The 16,814-nt window shown below is 38.8% G+C and carries 12 protein-coding genes, 1 tRNA gene and 2 pseudogenes; all 15 read left to right on the top strand.

Annotated elements, in window-relative coordinates:
* The first annotated feature begins 1 nt into the window (after nt 1).
* The 15 genes and pseudogenes from HMPREF9182_RS04430 to HMPREF9182_RS04360 all read left to right on the top strand — a co-directional run bounded on the left by HMPREF9182_RS04430 (nt 2) and on the right by HMPREF9182_RS04360 (nt 16,695).
* A complete protein-coding gene (locus HMPREF9182_RS04430) occupies nt 2–1,633 on the top strand; it encodes a sensor histidine kinase (RefSeq protein ID WP_009443461.1) in 1,632 nt (543 codons plus the stop codon).
* An 8-nt stretch (nt 1,634–1,641) separates the two neighbouring features.
* A complete protein-coding gene (locus HMPREF9182_RS04425; RefSeq protein WP_009754622.1) occupies nt 1,642–2,928 on the top strand; it encodes a response regulator transcription factor in 1,287 nt (428 codons plus the stop codon).
* A gap of 133 nt (nt 2,929–3,061) precedes the next feature.
* Nucleotides 3,062–4,441: a glycoside hydrolase family 1 protein gene (locus tag HMPREF9182_RS04420; protein ID WP_009755037.1), complete on the top strand. Its 1,380-nt coding sequence runs from the start codon at nt 3,062–3,064 to the stop codon at nt 4,439–4,441.
* A 205-nt stretch (nt 4,442–4,646) separates the two neighbouring features.
* Nucleotides 4,647–6,455, top strand: a complete 1,809-nt coding sequence (gene glmS / locus HMPREF9182_RS04415; RefSeq protein ID WP_009443814.1) for a glutamine--fructose-6-phosphate transaminase (isomerizing) — start codon at nt 4,647–4,649, stop codon at nt 6,453–6,455.
* A gap of 207 nt (nt 6,456–6,662) precedes the next feature.
* Nucleotides 6,663–7,562: a fructokinase ScrK gene (gene scrK / locus HMPREF9182_RS04410; RefSeq protein WP_009754897.1), complete on the top strand. Its 900-nt coding sequence runs from the start codon at nt 6,663–6,665 to the stop codon at nt 7,560–7,562.
* Between the two features lie 204 nt (nt 7,563–7,766).
* Nucleotides 7,767–8,177 carry a peptide deformylase gene (locus tag HMPREF9182_RS04405; protein WP_009443613.1) on the top strand — a complete coding sequence of 137 codons (411 nt, stop codon included), beginning with the start codon at nt 7,767–7,769 and terminating at the stop codon, nt 8,175–8,177.
* A gap of 145 nt (nt 8,178–8,322) precedes the next feature.
* The gene (locus HMPREF9182_RS04400; RefSeq protein ID WP_009754586.1) at nt 8,323–8,781 is read left to right on the top strand and encodes a MarR family winged helix-turn-helix transcriptional regulator; all 459 of its coding nucleotides are present in this window, start codon (nt 8,323–8,325) and stop codon (nt 8,779–8,781) included.
* Nucleotides 8,774–10,540, top strand: a complete 1,767-nt coding sequence (locus HMPREF9182_RS04395; protein ID WP_009443071.1) for an ABC transporter ATP-binding protein — start codon at nt 8,774–8,776, stop codon at nt 10,538–10,540. Before HMPREF9182_RS04400 ends, HMPREF9182_RS04395 begins: the two co-directional genes overlap by 8 nt.
* Nucleotides 10,530–12,281: an ABC transporter ATP-binding protein gene (locus tag HMPREF9182_RS04390; protein ID WP_009443685.1), complete on the top strand. Its 1,752-nt coding sequence runs from the start codon at nt 10,530–10,532 to the stop codon at nt 12,279–12,281. The genes HMPREF9182_RS04395 and HMPREF9182_RS04390 overlap by 11 nt, the downstream gene beginning before the upstream one ends.
* A 326-nt stretch (nt 12,282–12,607) precedes the next feature.
* On the top strand, nt 12,608–13,552 hold the full coding sequence (gene manA / locus HMPREF9182_RS04385; protein WP_009754886.1) for a mannose-6-phosphate isomerase, class I: 945 nt from the start codon (nt 12,608–12,610) through the stop codon (nt 13,550–13,552).
* Nucleotides 13,553–13,575: 23 nt separating this feature from the next.
* On the top strand, nt 13,576–13,980 hold the full coding sequence (locus HMPREF9182_RS04380) for a GyrI-like domain-containing protein (protein WP_009443221.1): 405 nt from the start codon (nt 13,576–13,578) through the stop codon (nt 13,978–13,980).
* A 150-nt stretch (nt 13,981–14,130) separates the two neighbouring features.
* Nucleotides 14,131–14,216, top strand: a tRNA-Leu gene (locus HMPREF9182_RS04375).
* 196 nt (nt 14,217–14,412) lie between these two features.
* Nucleotides 14,413–15,294: a class II fructose-bisphosphate aldolase gene (locus HMPREF9182_RS04370; protein ID WP_008809690.1), complete on the top strand. Its 882-nt coding sequence runs from the start codon at nt 14,413–14,415 to the stop codon at nt 15,292–15,294.
* 360 nt (nt 15,295–15,654) lie between these two features.
* A pseudogene (locus HMPREF9182_RS10920) lies at nt 15,655–15,807 on the top strand (DUF5960 family protein); the annotation flags it as partial.
* Between the two features lie 124 nt (nt 15,808–15,931).
* Nucleotides 15,932–16,695 (top strand): annotated as a pseudogene (locus HMPREF9182_RS04360) (class I SAM-dependent methyltransferase).
* Nucleotides 16,696–16,814 lie beyond the last annotated feature (119 nt).

Genomic DNA, 16,814 nt, shown 5'->3' with positions numbered 1-16,814 from the left:
TATGAAACGATTTTGGTTACATTCTTTATTAAAAGTTTATGCGACGACGATGTTTATTCTAGTTGGTTTTGTAGCTCTGCTTATTTCTTACGCTAGTTGGCAAACCAAAGTGCAGGAGGCAAGCAGCATTTCGCAACGAGTTGTTAGTCGTACAGTGGATGAGGTTGAATATTATCATCAAAGGAGCCGTCAGCTGATACAAGATCTATTTGGTAATTCTGCCAAATTAGAGGGAGTGTATAAATACTTCAGCTTGTCGCCATCTGCTTATGCTTCTTGGAAGCTCCAAAATGCTCTCAATGATGTTATTAAAGTATCCCTTCATGATAATATTAATGACATTTATTTTGAAAACAGCTATATCACAGGGATTGACATTGCCTTACAAGATTATAAAATGGTCTTTACTTCAAGCCGCAGTCATCGAGGTGGTGTGCAAATACTAGCCAGCTCCTATAAGCCATCTGAAAATGCTATTCCCATTCCGATTTATGATACAGCGAATCAAATGATTGGTACAGCCTATATGACGATTGACTCAACTGTTTTCAATCAAATCATTGATAATGTACGTAATGATTTGCCACTCCTTGTCAAGATTACTTCTCCCTATAACCAGGTGATTTTTCAAACTGGAGAAGGGTTGGCCGGTAAGTGGATTAAGCGCTACAGTGCACATGATTATGTGGTAGAAGTGGCCTTGCCCAAAGATTACTTACGGGAGGAGACCGTTCGTAGCACGATCTTCATTTTAGGAGTTAGCTTGATTTTGACAGCTAGTCTTTATGTAATTTTGCAACGAGTCTTCCGCAACTATCAGCGTCAGGTTGTTGATGTGGTAGATACGATTCAAGCGATTGGTCAAGGGGCTAGCCATCTGCGTATTGACACAGCTACAAAAGAGCAGGAGCTGCTCTTGATTTCGGATAATACCAATACCATGTTGGATAATCTAGATCGTAATATCCATGATATTTATCAGCTTCAGCTCAATCAAAAAGATGCGAATATGAGAGCCTTACAAGCACAGATTAATCCTCATTTTATGTATAATACTTTAGAGTTTATTCGGATGTATGCGGTCATGAAAAGTCAGGACGAGCTTGCAGATATTATTTATGAATTTAGTAGCTTATTAAGGAATAATATCTCTGATGAAACTCAGGTAACATTAGAAAGCGAACTAGAGTTTTGTCGTAAATATAGCTATCTTTGTATGGTGCGACATCCCAATTCTGTAGCTTACGGCTTTACCATAGCTGAGGAATTGAAAAAGATGGTTATACCTAAATTTACCATCCAACCTTTGGTAGAAAATTACTTTGCTCATGGTGTAGATTACCGTAGAAAGGACAATGTGATTAGTGTCAAAGTTTTAAAAATGTCAGGGGCTAGTCGCATTTTAATCCAGGATAATGGCCGAGGAATAAAAGCTGAAAAGTTAGCAGAAATTTGCCATATTCTATCAAATCGCCAACTAGAAGCTTCAGAAAACAAAGAAAAGAGAACCTCGATTGGAATCATCAATATCCATGAACGCTTTTTACTTTTCTTTGGAGACCGCTACAGCATTGCTGTTGATTCGGAAGAAAATAAAGGGGTTCGCTATATCATAGAAATCAAGGATGAATAAAAAATACAATGTATAAAGTACTATTAGTAGATGATGAATATATGATTACAGAGGGATTGAAAGTTCTCATTCCCTTTGAAAAATGGAAGATGGAGGTCGTTGCGACGGCTAATGATGCTGAAACGGCTTTAGAATACATCAGTCAGAATCCAGTGGACCTAGTCATTACAGATGTCAATATGCCTGGTATGAATGGTCTCGACATGATTGCTCAAATGAAGGAAATCTTACCGAATGTAGCTTTTATTATCCTGTCTGGCTATCAAGAATTTGAGTACGTCAAGACAGCTCTGAATCTGCAAGTAGCTGACTACTTGGTTAAGCCAGTCAATAAAGTTGAACTAGCTACAATTCTAGAAAAACTTTCTCAACAATTTGAGCAGTCTTCTTATCATGAAATCGAGAAAATCTTTCAAGAGGAGCTCTCAGAGGAAGAGTTAGAGTCTCTCTTAGAAAGCAAAGCACCTGTCTGGTTGGGAGCTAGTCACGATCCACATGGATTTGCATCGACTACTTATCCAGTGTCGAATCAGATGCTCTATCTTTGCTTGTCTCATCACGAAGAAGAGACCAATTTTTATCAGTTGGAGCTTTCTTCACCATATAAGGAAAGAATACAACAATTTAAAAATGATCTCGAAAAAATGCTGTTTTATGGTACAGTTGGGAGAAAGCAAACAGATCCTCTCTTTCAGTACTATGAACCGATGTATCGAGTGATTATTCAGGGGAATATCAATCAAATCTTAGAAGAGCTAGATATGCTCAAAGGAATTGTTTTAAGTCATACACCAAGAGTATCGATTACCAAGCAACTCTTTATTCAATTTATGATGGATGTCTACCACTTGTTTGAGCATTTACAGCCTGATGATATGACCAGCATTATCAAAGAGATTGAAAGTGTATCAAAATTTGAAAGTTTGTTAAAATACATTAAGCAGAAATTGACGGAATTATTCGCTCAGTATCGTATGAATGAAAATGTAGCCAGCGTCTTAGAAGTCATCGGCCGTGATTATCAAAAGGATCTTTCTTTGAAGGACATTAGTAAAGAACTGTTTATCAACCCAGTCTATTTGGGGCAGTTGATCAAACGAGAAACCAATTCAACCTTTGCTGAACTTTTAAATAAACAACGCATTAAAGCAGCTCAACAGTTGCTGCTGTCAACTAATGACAGCATAGAAGATGTATGCTATGCTGTTGGTTATAGTAATGTAGGCTATTTTTACAAAGTGTTTAGAAAGTTGTGCGGAAAATCTCCCAAAGCTTATCGTCAACAGATGGATTAAACTATCTATCAAATGTTGGACTTATTTTGTCATTTTTCTCTTTAAAAAGCGGAAAAAATAGAATAAATAAGTCCTATTTTTATTGCCTCAGAAAGAGTATAATGAAGGTGACTTTATAAAGTGAGGTATCAATATGCTGACATTTCCAAAAGATTTTGTTTGGGGTTCTTCTACATCTGGTCCACAGACAGAAGGACGAATGATAGGGGATGGAAAAGGTGACAACCTGTGGGACTATTGGTTTAGTCAAGAAACCTATCGTTTTCATAATGAAATCGGTCCAGAGAAAACATCTACTTTTTATGAACATTGGGAGCAAGACATCGATCTTTTAGTTGAGACAGGGCATACAGCCTTTCGAACTTCAATCCAGTGGTCTCGGCTTTTTCCAAATGGCCATGGTCCGGTGAATCAAGTGGGCGTTGAATTTTATCGCAAGGTTTTTGAAAGGATTCAATCAAAAGGTATTCGCTTGATTGTCAATCTTTATCATTTTGATTTGCCTTTTGCCTTGCAGGAAGCTCAAGAAGGTTGGGAAAGTTTGGATACTGTTTATGCTTACGAAAATTATGCTCGCTTCTGTTTTAAAACATTTGGAGATTTAGTAGATCAATGGGTCACTTTTAATGAACCGATCGTCCCAGTCGAGTTTGGATATTTTTATGATGGGCATTACCCACATAAGGTAGACGCACATGCAGCAGTAAAAGTAGCCTATCATACCCAGCTGGCTAGTTCCTTAGCAGTTAAGGCTTGTCATGAGGTTTCTGCAGATTATAAGATTGGTATTATTCTCAATCTGACTCCGGCTTACCCACGTAGTCAGCATCCAGCAGATTTAAAAGCTGCTCATATTGCCGAGCTATTCCAAGCTAGATCCTTTTTAGATCCTTCAGTTTTGGGATATTATCCAGCTGAATTGGTCGAATTATTGCGTCAATATGATCTCTTGCCAGCAGCTACAGAAGAGCAACTACAGATCATCCGAGAAAATACAGTAGATTTTCTTGGGGTGAATTATTACCAGCCCCTTCGGGTTGCAGCACCTAAGTATTTAAAGCATCCTGAGTCACCACTTTTGCCAGAGCATTTTTATGAACCTTATGTCATGCCAGGTCGAAAGATTAACCCGCACCGTGGCTGGGAAATTTATGAACAAGGGATTTATGATATTGCACAAAATATCAAGGAAAATTATGGAAACATTGAATGGATGCTAACGGAGAATGGAATGGGAGTTGAAGGAGAAGAAAAGTTCCGTGACCAAGGCTTCATCCAAGATGATTACCGTATTGAGTTTGTCAAAGGACATTTGCGCGAGCTCCATCGGGCTATCCAGGATGGTGCTAACTGTAAAGGTTACCTCATGTGGACTTTTATAGATTGCTGGTCTTGGCTCAATAGCTATAAAAACCGTTATGGTTTGATTGAACTCAATTTGGAAACACAAGAGCGCATCATCAAAAAATCTGGTCGTTGGTTTAAAGAGTTGAGTCAACAAAATGGCTTTTGATTTAAATAAGTGCAAACTCTGTCGCTGATGGCGGCGGAGTTTTTGCTAGATAATCCCACGCGATGATAGCTATACCAATTTTAGAACTTGACAACAAAAAAGAAAATTATATACTTTTTTTGCTTGTTTAATATGTACTTTATTAGACTATACCAATTTTGAAGGAGAGTAGTGATGCAAGAAAAGTATCACTCAATTAGTAAGTATGTGTGGAATTGTCGGAGTTGTGGGAAATACAAACGCAACAGATATTTTGATTCAAGGACTTGAAAAGTTAGAGTACCGTGGTTATGATTCTGCAGGGATTTTTGTCTTAGGTGGAACGCAAAATCATTTGGTGAAAGCAGTTGGTCGTATTGCTGAATTGTCTGCAAAGGCAGAAGGTATCGAAGGGACGACAGGGATTGGTCATACGCGCTGGGCGACTCATGGAAAACCTACAGAGAACAATGCTCATCCGCACCGATCTGAGACGGAACGCTTTGTCTTGGTGCACAATGGGGTGATTGAAAACTACCTTGAAATCAAGGAAGAATACCTTGCAGGTCACCACTTCAAGGGGCAAACAGATACTGAAATCGCCGTTCACTTGATTGGAAAATTTGCTGAAGAAGATGGTCTGTCAGTGCTTGAGGCCTTCAAAAAAGCTCTTCATATCATCCGTGGTTCGTATGCCTTTGCCTTGGTTGACTCACAGGATGCTGAAGTGATCTATGTGGCGAAGAACAAATCACCGCTTTTGATTGGTCTTGGCGATGGCTATAACATGGTCTGCTCAGATGCTATGGCTATGATTCGTGAAACTAGCCAATACATGGAAATCCATGACCAGGAGTTGGTGATCGTTAAGGCAGACAGTGTAGAAGTTCAAGATTATGATGGCAATCGCCGTGATCGTGCCAGCTACACTGCTGAACTAGATTTGTCAGATATTGGTAAGGGAACTTACCCATATTACATGCTCAAAGAAATCGATGAGCAACCAACTGTTATGCGTAAATTGATCCAAGCCTACACAGATGAAGCTGGTCAAGTTGTTGTTGATCCAGCTATCATCAAGGCGGTTCAAGAAGCAGATCGCCTCTATATCCTTGCGGCTGGAACATCTTATCATGCAGGATTTGCTTCTAAGAAAATGTTGGAAGAATTGACAGATACACCAGTAGAACTTGGGATTTCATCAGAGTGGGGTTACGGTATGCCACTTCTCAGTAAGAAACCGCTCTTTATCTTTATCAGCCAGTCTGGTGAGACAGCTGATAGTCGCCAGGTTTTGGTTAAGGCTAATGAAATGGGCATTCCAAGCTTGACAGTCACAAATGTACCAGGATCAACTCTTTCACGTGAAGCAAACCATACCATGCTTCTTCATGCTGGACCTGAAATTGCTGTGGCTTCAACCAAGGCTTACACAGCGCAAATCGCAGCTCTAGCCTTTCTTGCAAAAGCAGTCGGTGAAGCAAACGGCAATGCCAAAGCACAAGCATTTGACCTCGTTCATGAGTTGTCAATCGTGGCTCAGTCTATCGAGTCAACTCTTTCAGAGAAAGAAATCATTGATGCCAAGGTCCGTGAGCTTCTCGAAACCACTCGCAATGCCTTTTATATTGGGCGTGGACAAGACTATTACGTAGCTATGGAAGCTAGTCTCAAACTCAAAGAAATCTCTTACATTCAATGCGAAGGCTTTGCAGCTGGTGAGCTCAAGCATGGAACCATTGCCTTGATTGAAGAAGGAACACCAGTGATTGCCCTCCTATCAGATCCTGTCCTTGCAAATCACACACGCGGAAATATCCAAGAAGTGGTTGCACGAGGCGCTAAGAACTTGACGATTGCAGAGGAAAATGTTGCGAGGGATACAGATGATATCGTTCTTACAACAGTACATCCTTACCTCTCACCAATCTCAATGGTTATTCCAACACAGCTGGTTGCCTATTTTGCGACCCTGCACCGTGGACTAGATGTGGATAAACCACGCAATTTAGCCAAATCAGTAACAGTTGAATAGACTATTAAAATCGTTGAGAATGTTCTTGACGATTTTCCTGCTAGCCACTCACTAGATTGAATGCCTTGAAAAAAGTATGAAAAAAGTATATTTTGATGAAACAGTTATTGTGAGATGTGCTATAATAAAATGAATGTAAAAGAAAAACCACGCCTTTTCAACTCATAAGTTAATCTTGAGTTAGATGGCGTAACAGAAGAGGTTCCTATGACAAAATTATACGGAAGTTTGGAAGCGGGTGGTACAAAATTTGTTTGTGCCGTCGGAAATGAGCAATTTGAGGTCATTGAGAAAGTACAGTTTCCAACAACAACCCCAATTGAAACACTAGATAAAACAATTGAATTTTTCTCCCGTTTTGACAATTTAGCTAGCCTAGCTGTTGGATCTTTTGGTCCGATTGATATTGACCAAAATTCAAAAACTTATGGCTATATCACGACAACACCTAAGCCTCACTGGGCAAATGTAGATATTGTTGGTGCATTACGTCGTGCACTCAATGTACCAATTTACTTCACGACGGATGTAAATAGTTCGGCTTACGGTGAAGTTGTTGCTCGTAATAATGCTGGTGGCCGCATCGAAAACTTGGTCTACTATACTATTGGAACAGGAATTGGAGCAGGAGCAATCCAGCGTGGAGAATTTGCTGGAGGAATTGGCCATCCAGAAATGGGGCACTATTATGTAGCGAAACATCCTATGGATGTAGAAAAAGAGTTCAATGGTGTTTGCCCGTTTCATAACGGTTGCTTGGAAGGCCTGGCTGCTGGCCCAAGTTTGGAGGCTCGTACAGGAGTTCGAGGTGAAAATATTGAACTCAATAGTTCTGTTTGGGATATTCAAGCCTACTATATTGCCCAAGCTGCTATTCAGGCAACAGTTACTTTCCGACCAGATGTCATCGTTTTTGGCGGTGGGGTGATGGCTCAACAGCATATGCTGGATCGTGTTCGTGAGAAATTTACAGTTCTTCTAAATGGCTATCTACCAGTATCTGATGTTCGAGACTATATCGTGACACCGGCTGTAGCTGGAAATGGCTCTGCAACTTTGGGTAACTTTGTATTAGCCAAAGAAATTAGTGAACGAAATGCGAAATAAGATAATAAAGTGGGTCTGGGACAAAAGTCCTAGCCTCTCAATTGTCTTTGGATTGTCGAGCAAGACGCAGTGGTTGAGTGGGCTCTACTACGCTGATTCCATCAGCTTTTACAGCCCTACTCAACTGTGCGGAGGTGGGACGACGAAATCGAATTCTAACGAATTACCGATTTCTGTTCCACTCTCTTTATTTTGAGGTGGAAGATGCAACAAAAAATTGTAAAAGATGTTTTATTTTTACAACAAAAGTCAGAACCTGCTACCAAATTGGATCTTTATTTGGCGCAAGATTTACAGGACACTCTACTTGCGCATCAAGAAAACTGTATGGGTCTTGCGGCAAATATGATCGGGGTCAGAAAGCGAGTGATTATCTTTCAGTATGGTCTGGTGCCTGTAGTCATGTTTAATCCTATTTTGCTCTCAAAATCAAGTCCATATCAAGCAGAAGAAGGATGCCTGTCTCTTTCTGGTAGTCGATCGACGACGCGTTACCAGGAGATTACTGTGGAGTATTTAGATAGAAATTGGAAACTGCAACACATGACCTTGAATGGTCTTCCTGCTCAGATTTGTCAGCATGAGTTAGATCATTTAGAAGGAATTCTGATTTAGGAGAATGAGTCCAGCATCCTGCTGGATTTTTGGTTTTTATAAAAATAGTTCTCGTGGTAACTTTTTTCTTGACTTTGGTGTGTTATGTGTTAAAATAGTTCTCATGGAAACTTTTTTGTATTAGATTGATAAAGGAGTGGAAGCGTTGGAAAAACCATTATTAGAGTTCAAACGTTTTGGTCGTCAAATCTATCGGATGATTGAATTGAGAGCTAAAGAACGTGGGATTGAATTTATGGCCGGTCCTCAAGGTCAAGTTATATATTTTGTGTCTCAGCGAGATAAAAAAGGAATCCAGACTTTTATCCGAGATATTGAATGCGAGCTAGATATTTCTAAATCAGTTGCCAGCAATTTAATGAAGAGAATGGAAAAAAATGGAACCATTATCTTGAAAGTGAGCAAAACAGATAAAAGAGCAAAAATTATCCAGCTAACAAACGTCGCTCAAGATAGCCTCAAAGAAATCCAGGATTTTTTTGATGAGGTTGATCAATGTATCTTGCAGGGAGTTTCGGAAAAAGAGTTAGAAATTTTTGCACTGGTTATGGAAAAGTTCCATCAAAATATAAAGAAATTAGAAAAAGGAGAATATGATGTTTAAGTTGTTCAAACGTATAACAGCGAAAGAGTTCGGTTTGATTTTCTTGACTATTCTATGTGTTTGGTTGACTGTTTATCTAGAGTTAGAAGTTCCGACTTATATGTCAGAAATTACAACCTTACTACAGACACCGGGGACGAGGACTGGAGAGCTATGGGTACCAGGTTTGAAAATGCTGGGCCTATCATTTGCAAGCTTGTTCTCGTTGGTAATAGCTGGTTTTGTGTCCTCACGGATGGCTTCTAGCTATACTACCCGCTTGCGTGAGGATATTTTTAATCGTGTTTTGGATTATTCTGATTCAGAGATTAAAAAATTCTCTATCCCTAGTCTTCTGACCAGAACAACCAACGATATTACCCAAATTCAGGTGTTTATCGCCATGGGACTACAAGTTGTTATTCGAGGAAGCATCATGGCGATTTGGGCTATGACTAAGATTGTTGGCAAATCAGATGCTTGGTTGATAGCTGTTTTAGTTGCGGTTGTGGCCATTATATTGATGACGATTGTCTTAGTGACCTTGGCTTTTCCAAAGCAATCTATTGTACAAACCTTAACTGATAAGCTAAATAGTGTGACTCGTGAAAGTTTGACAGGGATTCGAGTCGTTCGAGCTTATAATGCAGAAGATTACCAGGATGCAAAATTCGATGCAGCAAACGACGAGGTAACGAGCCTTAATATCTTTATTAATCGCTTCATGTCTTTATTCAATCCGATTATGAGTGGGATTTCAAGTGGCTTAACGCTGGCTATTTATTGGATTGGAGCTTATTTGATTCATAGCGCAGCAGCTACGGATAAGCTTGGTCTATTCAGTGATATGATTGTTTTCATGTCTTATGGTATGCAGGTTGTCATTGGATTCTTGCTGATGGGTGCTTTGTTTATTGTTTTGCCACGTACCCTTGTTTCAGCTGGTCGGATTAACAAAGTGTTAGCACTGGATAGCAGTATCAAAGAAGAAGATCAAGCACAGACTGAAGGTCAAAGCAAAGGACAAGTGACTTTTGAAGATGTTTCTTTCCGTTATGCAAAAAATTCTGAAGCAGTAATTGAGCGTGTTAGTCTTACTGCTAAAGCTGGTGAAACAGTTGCCTTTATCGGATCTACTGGCTCAGGTAAATCAACTCTTGTCAATTTGATACCTCGTTTCTATGATGTGACAGAAGGTAGGATTTTAGTCGATGGCGTAGATGTTCGTGACTATGAGCTTAAGGCCCTACGGAATAAGGTGGGATATATTCCGCAGAAAGCTGTGCTTTTCTCAGGAACAATTTCTTCAAATTTGGATTTTGGAGAAAGCTTGGAGACACCACTAGATGAAGAGAAAATGTGGGAAGCCTTGGAACTAGCACAGGCCAAATCATTTGTAGAAGAAAAAGAGGCAGGACTTGAGTCTGAAGTGGCCCAAGGAGGCACTAACTACTCTGGTGGTCAACGCCAACGTCTTGCTATTGCTCGTGCATTGGCCCGTAAGCCAGAAATTTTGATATTTGATGATTCTTTCTCTGCTTTGGATTATAAGACAGATCGTATTTTACGAAAAGAATTGGCAGAACGGACCCAACATATGACGAAACTGATTGTTGCCCAACGAATCTCTACTATTATGGATGCCGATCAAATCCTAGTTCTAGACAACGGTCAAGTCGTAGGGCAAGGCACTCATAAAGAGTTGTTGGCTACGAATGAAGTGTATCAAGAAATTGCTTATTCTCAATTATCAAAGGAGGAGCTAGAAAATGGAAAATAAAAAAACGCCTTTATTTACCCAAATGAAGCCCTATATTAAAGGCTTCCAGTTTCCTTTTGTCATTGCAGTAATTGGTGCGATCATCTCTAGTATTATTACAGTGTTTGGTCCTTATAAGTTACGTGAAATCACAAACTTAATTACAGATGGTCTGGTAGGTGAGATGGACTTGGGAACTATCTCAAATATAGGTTTGTTCCTAGCTTTACTTTACGCTGTGGGTTCTCTTATCAATTATGCACAGGGTTACGCTATTTCGGATATGATTCAGCACTTTTCGAAACGCTTGAGAACTGCGATTGCAGAAAAAATTAATCGCTTGCCCTTAAGTTACTTTGATAGCCATTCTCAAGGGGATACTCTATCACGGGTGACAAATGATGTAGACACAGTTGGACAATCATTGACACAGAGCTTGGGCACCCTGATTTCTTCAGTCTTGCTTTTAATTGCTGTGCTCTTTATGATGTTTTATACGAATGTTGTGCTTTCGTTTGTGACGATTGGTTCAGTCTTATTGGGCTTTATTTTCTCAGCAGTTCTGATGGCGAAATCACAGAGATATTTTCAAGAACAGCAAAGTAATCTAGCAGCTATCAATGGATATGTGGAAGAAATGTACTCCGGGCACAATGTTATCACTAGTTACAATGGTGCAGAAAAGACACGTTTGGCATTCAATGTCCTCAACCAAAATCTGTATGCTAGTATGTGGAAGTCACAATTTATTTCAGGAATTATGTTTCCACTGATGAACTTTGTTGGTAATTTTGGCTATGTGATGGTTGTGATTGTAGGTGCTACAATGGCTATTAATGACTCCATCAGCATGGGTACGATTGTGGCTTTCATGGTCTACGTACGAATTTTTTCACAACCTCTTTCCCAAATTGCCCAGGGAATCACAACACTCCAATCTGCTAGTGCAGCTATGGGACGTGTCTTTGAGTTTTTATCAGAAGAAGATATGGAAGATGATTCGCACAAACTTCAACAATTAACAGATGTAAAGGGGCATGTCCAGTTTAAAGATGTCTTCTTTGGTTACAATCCCGATAAGACTATTATTCACGATTTCTCAGCAGAAGCAAAGGCTGGACAAAAAATTGCAATTGTTGGCCCCACTGGTGCTGGTAAGACAACGATTGTTAACCTACTCATGAAGTTCTATGATATTGAACGTGGGCAAATCATGATTGACGGTGTGGATATCAAAGATATGAAACGCTCAGAAGTTCACGATGCTTTTTCTATGGTATTACAGGACACTTGGCTTTTTGAAGGAACGATTAGAGATAATCTAATCTATAACCAGGAGAATATCAGTGATGAAGCGGTTATCGATGCTGCAAAAGCAGTTGGTGTTCATCACTTCATCATGACGCTTCCAAATGGTTATGATACGGTTCTGGATGATACGGTTACGCTGTCTGTTGGGCAAAAACAACTCTTAACGATTGCAAGAGCTCTATTAAAAGATTCTCCGTTGCTTATCCTAGATGAAGCAACATCTTCAGTTGATACACGGACTGAAGAGTTGATTCAAAAAGCGATGGATAAACTTATGGAAGGACGAACATCTTTTGTAATTGCCCATCGTCTATCTACCATTCGCAATGCAGATTTGATTCTTGTCATGCGCGATGGAAATATCATCGAACAAGGAAATCACGATCAACTGATGGAGCAAAAAGGTTTCTATGCGGATCTTTATAATAGTCAGTTTGTAGAAGAAGAGTAATAAAACAGGTGAGATTGGAACAAAAGTGTTTCAATCTCGCTTTATTATCAGGGACTATTTTTACACGCAGTCTAACTTCTGAAGAAATGTATAGGTCATTAATTATTCGTTTTTGAAGCTGGTCATGAAATTTCTCTCTAAAATTTAAGCATCAAGATGAGGAAAGCTTCACTTTTAATTTTATTTTCCTATATTTTTGAACGAGCTTTAGCTTCAGATAATGACTAAATTTTTGTAGTTTTTAGTATAGAAAGATGAAGGAAGCATGTTAAAACCTATTAGTTTTTTTGATATAATAAAAAAAGAATATTTTTTGGGAGGTCAAAATGTCAGAGCCGTTATTTCTACAATCAGTTATGCAAGAAAAAATTTGGGGTGGAACCAGACTGAGAGATGAGTTTGGTTATGAAATTCCTAGTGATAAAGTTGGAGAATATTGGGCGATTTCAGCTCATCCCAATGGAGTATCATCTATTAAGAATGGTCGGTATGCCGGACAGAAATTGGACAAATTATATGCAGAACATCGAGAGCTTTTTGGTAATCGTCCTGAACCGGTCTTTCCACTATTAACGAAGATTTTAGATGCCAATGATTGGTTAAGTGTCCAAGTGCATCCAGATGATGCCTATGGGCTGAAGCATGAAGGTGAACTAGGTAAGACAGAGTGCTGGTATGTTATCGCAGCAGATGATGATGCCGAGATCATCTACGGTCATCATGCTAAGACCAAAGAAGAACTTCGTGAACAAATTGAAGCTAAAAATTGGAATCAGCTTCTGACAAAGGTAAAGGTAAAAGCAGGCGATTTCTTCTATGTACCGAGCGGTACCATGCATGCTATTGGCTCAGGTATCTTGATTTTAGAGACCCAACAGTCTAGTGATACAACTTACCGTGTGTACGATTTTGATCGCAAGGATGATGCAGGAAATCTCCGTGAATTGCACTTAGAAAAATCTATCGATGTTTTGAATATTGGTGAACCAGCTAATAGCCGTCCAGTCAATTTACAAGTGGATAATCTGTCTTCCACTTTACTGGTTGCCAATGATTTCTTTGCTGTCTACAAATGGGAACTGACGGGTCAGGCTGATTTCACTAGAACAGCAGATTATACGCTTAACAGCGTATTAAATGGACAAGGTCAATTAACAGTCGATGGTCAAGCCTATCCAATTCGCAAGGGAGATCATTTTATTTTACCGAGTGATGTGGCTAGCTGGAAGTTAGAGGGCCAAGAGCTTGAAATGATTGTTAGCCATCCATAAATCAATCTAAGAGAGGGACACACATGTTTTTAAGAATTCTAGGAAGTATTCGGACCAATAATTTTCAAGATGAGTATTGTATAGAAAAAATCCAAGCGCTCTGGCAGGAACAAGAGGGAGCTGTGAAAGAAGCTTTTGCCCAAGGGGAGCCGGTCTATGCTGTCTATCATGACTATGCTAGTGATTATAAGGGAGACTATAGTCTCTCTATCTGTCGCTTGACAGACGAGGAAGTCTATGATTTTGATACTTCTGAGCAAAGCTATCAAGTATTTGAAGCCGATAAGGAGGACCCACAAGCGATTTTTCATGCTTGGCAGAGGATTTGGCAGGCTGAAGAAACAGATGAGCTTCATCGAGACTATACTATTGACTTTGAAAAATACGATCCAGACCAAACGGTGGCTGTTTTTATTGCAACTAAGTAGCACTAAGTTTTCGGTGTTTCTGTCTTAGCCTCATTTTCGCTTAGATTTCCCAGTCTTTTTGATTGAGTAGAGGGTTGACTTTTTGAAATAAACTAAAAAATTTTCTTGACAAGCCTTAGCTGTCCTGTTATACTAGTAAAGTACTCAATCGCGGGGATGGCGGAATTGGCAGACGCGCAGGACTAAGGATCCTGTGACCGCTTTAGGTCGTGAGGGTTCAAGTCCCTCTCTCCGCATTAGATAAGCTGGCTTCGGCTAGCTTTTTTTGTTAAAAATACATATTTTATCAGAGCTTGAAGGAAATCACTAATAGAATCTTTTATAGAAAGCGTTTTACATTCATAGTGAAACTGGTATTTTTTCTAAAAAAGTGATAAAATAAACAATGTAAGTGGGGAAATCCCCATAAAAATAATTAGGAGGCCTATATAAATGGCAATCGTTTCAGCAGAAAAATTTGTCCAAGCTGCTCGTGACAATGGTTACGCAGTTGGTGGATTTAATACAAACAACCTTGAATGGACTCAAGCTATCTTGCGTGCAGCAGAAGCTAAAAAAGCTCCAGTGCTTATCCAAACTTCAATGGGTGCTGCAAAATACATGGGTGGTTATAAAGTATGTAAAGCCCTTATCGAAAACCTTGTTGAGTCAATGGGTATCACTGTACCAGTAGCTATCCACCTTGACCATGGTCACTATGAAGATGCACTTGAGTGTATCGAAGTAGGTTACACTTCTATCATGTTTGACGGTTCACACCTTCCAGTAGAAGAAAACCTTAAATTAGCTAAAGAAGTTGTTGAAAAAGCACACGCTAAAGGTATCTCAGTAGAAGCTGAAGTTGGTACTATCGGTGGTGAAGAAGATGGAATCATCGGTAAAGGTGAATTGGCTCCAATCGAAGATGCTAAAGCAATGGTTGCTACTGGAATCGACTTCTTAGCAGCTGGTATCGGTAACATCCACGGACCATACCCAGCAAACTGGGAAGGTCTTGACCTTGACCACTTGAAGAAATTGACAGAGGCTCTTCCAGGCTTCCCAATCGTATTGCACGGTGGTTCAGGTATTCCTGACGATCAAATCCAAGCAGCTATCAAACTTGGTGTAGCAAAAGTTAACGTAAATACTGAGTGCCAAATCGCATTTGCAAACGCAACACGTCAATTTGTACGTGAATACGATGCAAACGAAGCAGAATACGACAAGAAGAAACTCTTCGACCCACGTAAATTCTTGAAACCAGGTTTCGAAGCTATTACAGCAGCTGTTGAAGAGCGTATTGATGTATTCGGTTCAGAAGGTAAAGCATAAGAAGTTTGTAAAAACTTAATATAACAGGGTTTATCCAATTTGGATAAACCTTTTTTCTTTGTTTTGACACAAATTTGCCACACTTATTTAGTTAAGGAATCTAATACAGGAATAATTAGATCTTTTGTTTTTTGTGTAACGTGCAAATAGATATCTGTAATACGGCTTCCTCGTGTGTGCCCAACACGATCTTGAATTGCCAAGAATTAAGAAAGAAATATTTTGTAAAATTTATGATATATAATACGAACAATTTATCTGAGTTAGGGTATTTGAATGGATGAGGTTATGAGGATTTTGAACTTTCAGGAATTGAAATTACTACTGATAATCCTGACAAAAAAGAGATATAAAAATCCTATCCTTAGGACAATGGCTATTAATCAGAAGAGTTATTTCAAACTCAATAAAGAGAATACCAAAGATGGACGGGATCATTATTTTTATTTTAAAGGGATGAAAGAAAAACAATCTTTGGTTCGATATTTTAAATATACGAAACATAAATTTTAAAAATACTAATTGGGAAAATATTGAAATAATAGTAATTGAACATATGGTATAATAGGATGAAATCAAGCAACGGCAACATATTCAACTTAAATCGAAATAATATAAATTACGAGGAGATTATAAGATGAACAATTATATAAAATTAAATGAAGATAGATGGAATAATGTAAAAAATGACTACACTGAGCCATTGACACATGAGGAATTAGAAGAAGCTAGAAAACATCCCATTTCTGTTGCATTAACTGTCGGGAAAAAAGTTCCACAAGAATGGTTTGAAAAAGCAAATGAAAAAAGATATTAGGTTTAGCTTGTGGTGGTGGTCAGCAGGGACCAGTTTTTGCTATAAAAGGTTATGATGTCACCATAATGGATTTTTCTAAATCACAATTACAAAGGGATGAGTTGGTTGCTAAAAGAGAAGGCTTAAAAATCAACACAATTCAAGGCGATATGACAAAACCATTTCCATTTGAAAATGAAACTTTTGATATTATTTTTAATCCGGTTTCAAATGTATATATAGAAGATTTAGAAAATATGTATAAAGAAGCCTCTCGAGTATTGAAAAAGGGTGGACTGTTAATGGTCGGATTTATGAACCCTTGGATATACATGTATGATGCCGACATTGTATGGGACAAGCCCGATGAGGAATTACTTTTAAAGTTTTCACTACCTTTTAATTCAAAAGAGCTTGAAGAGGAAGGCAAGATAACCATAAATCCAGAATATGGGTATGAATTTAGCCATACCTTAGAAACTCAGATTAGAGGACAACTTAAAAATGGTCTCGCTATGATAGATTTTTATGAATCGTGTGACAAAAGACATCGATTGTCACGTTATGGAAATGACTATATCGCTACACTTTGCATTAAACTATAATGTTATAGAATACACTTCAGGAGGATAGCCTGTTTTATTTTCCGTAAGAGTTAAAATCTAAATCTCAGTTTGTCGAAGTAAAACAATTAAAATTATAGAGAGGAAGTAACAGCAAATAG

It is taken from the genome of Streptococcus sp. oral taxon 056 str. F0418, assembly GCF_000220065.1.
Lineage (GTDB): Bacteria > Bacillota > Bacilli > Lactobacillales > Streptococcaceae > Streptococcus.
Note: the sequence above shows the minus strand (reverse complement) of the source record. Positions and strands in the feature narration are given on the sequence as shown.

What these genes read in the sequence shown, in the direction of transcription:
- HMPREF9182_RS04430 (WP_009443461.1), top strand. Translation starts at nt 2, where the DNA reads ATGAAACGATTTTGGTTACATTCTTTATTAAAAGTTTATGCGACGACG.
- HMPREF9182_RS04425 (WP_009754622.1), top strand. Translation starts at nt 1,642, where the DNA reads ATGTATAAAGTACTATTAGTAGATGATGAATATATGATTACAGAGGGA.
- HMPREF9182_RS04420 (WP_009755037.1), top strand. Translation starts at nt 3,062, where the DNA reads ATGCTGACATTTCCAAAAGATTTTGTTTGGGGTTCTTCTACATCTGGT.
- glmS (WP_009443814.1), top strand. Translation starts at nt 4,647, where the DNA reads ATGTGTGGAATTGTCGGAGTTGTGGGAAATACAAACGCAACAGATATT.
- scrK (WP_009754897.1), top strand. Translation starts at nt 6,663, where the DNA reads ATGACAAAATTATACGGAAGTTTGGAAGCGGGTGGTACAAAATTTGTT.
- HMPREF9182_RS04405 (WP_009443613.1), top strand. Translation starts at nt 7,767, where the DNA reads ATGCAACAAAAAATTGTAAAAGATGTTTTATTTTTACAACAAAAGTCA.
- HMPREF9182_RS04395 (WP_009443071.1), top strand. Translation starts at nt 8,774, where the DNA reads ATGTTTAAGTTGTTCAAACGTATAACAGCGAAAGAGTTCGGTTTGATT.
- HMPREF9182_RS04390 (WP_009443685.1), top strand. Translation starts at nt 10,530, where the DNA reads ATGGAAAATAAAAAAACGCCTTTATTTACCCAAATGAAGCCCTATATT.
- manA (WP_009754886.1), top strand. Translation starts at nt 12,608, where the DNA reads ATGTCAGAGCCGTTATTTCTACAATCAGTTATGCAAGAAAAAATTTGG.
- HMPREF9182_RS04380 (WP_009443221.1), top strand. Translation starts at nt 13,576, where the DNA reads ATGTTTTTAAGAATTCTAGGAAGTATTCGGACCAATAATTTTCAAGAT.
- HMPREF9182_RS04370 (WP_008809690.1), top strand. Translation starts at nt 14,413, where the DNA reads ATGGCAATCGTTTCAGCAGAAAAATTTGTCCAAGCTGCTCGTGACAAT.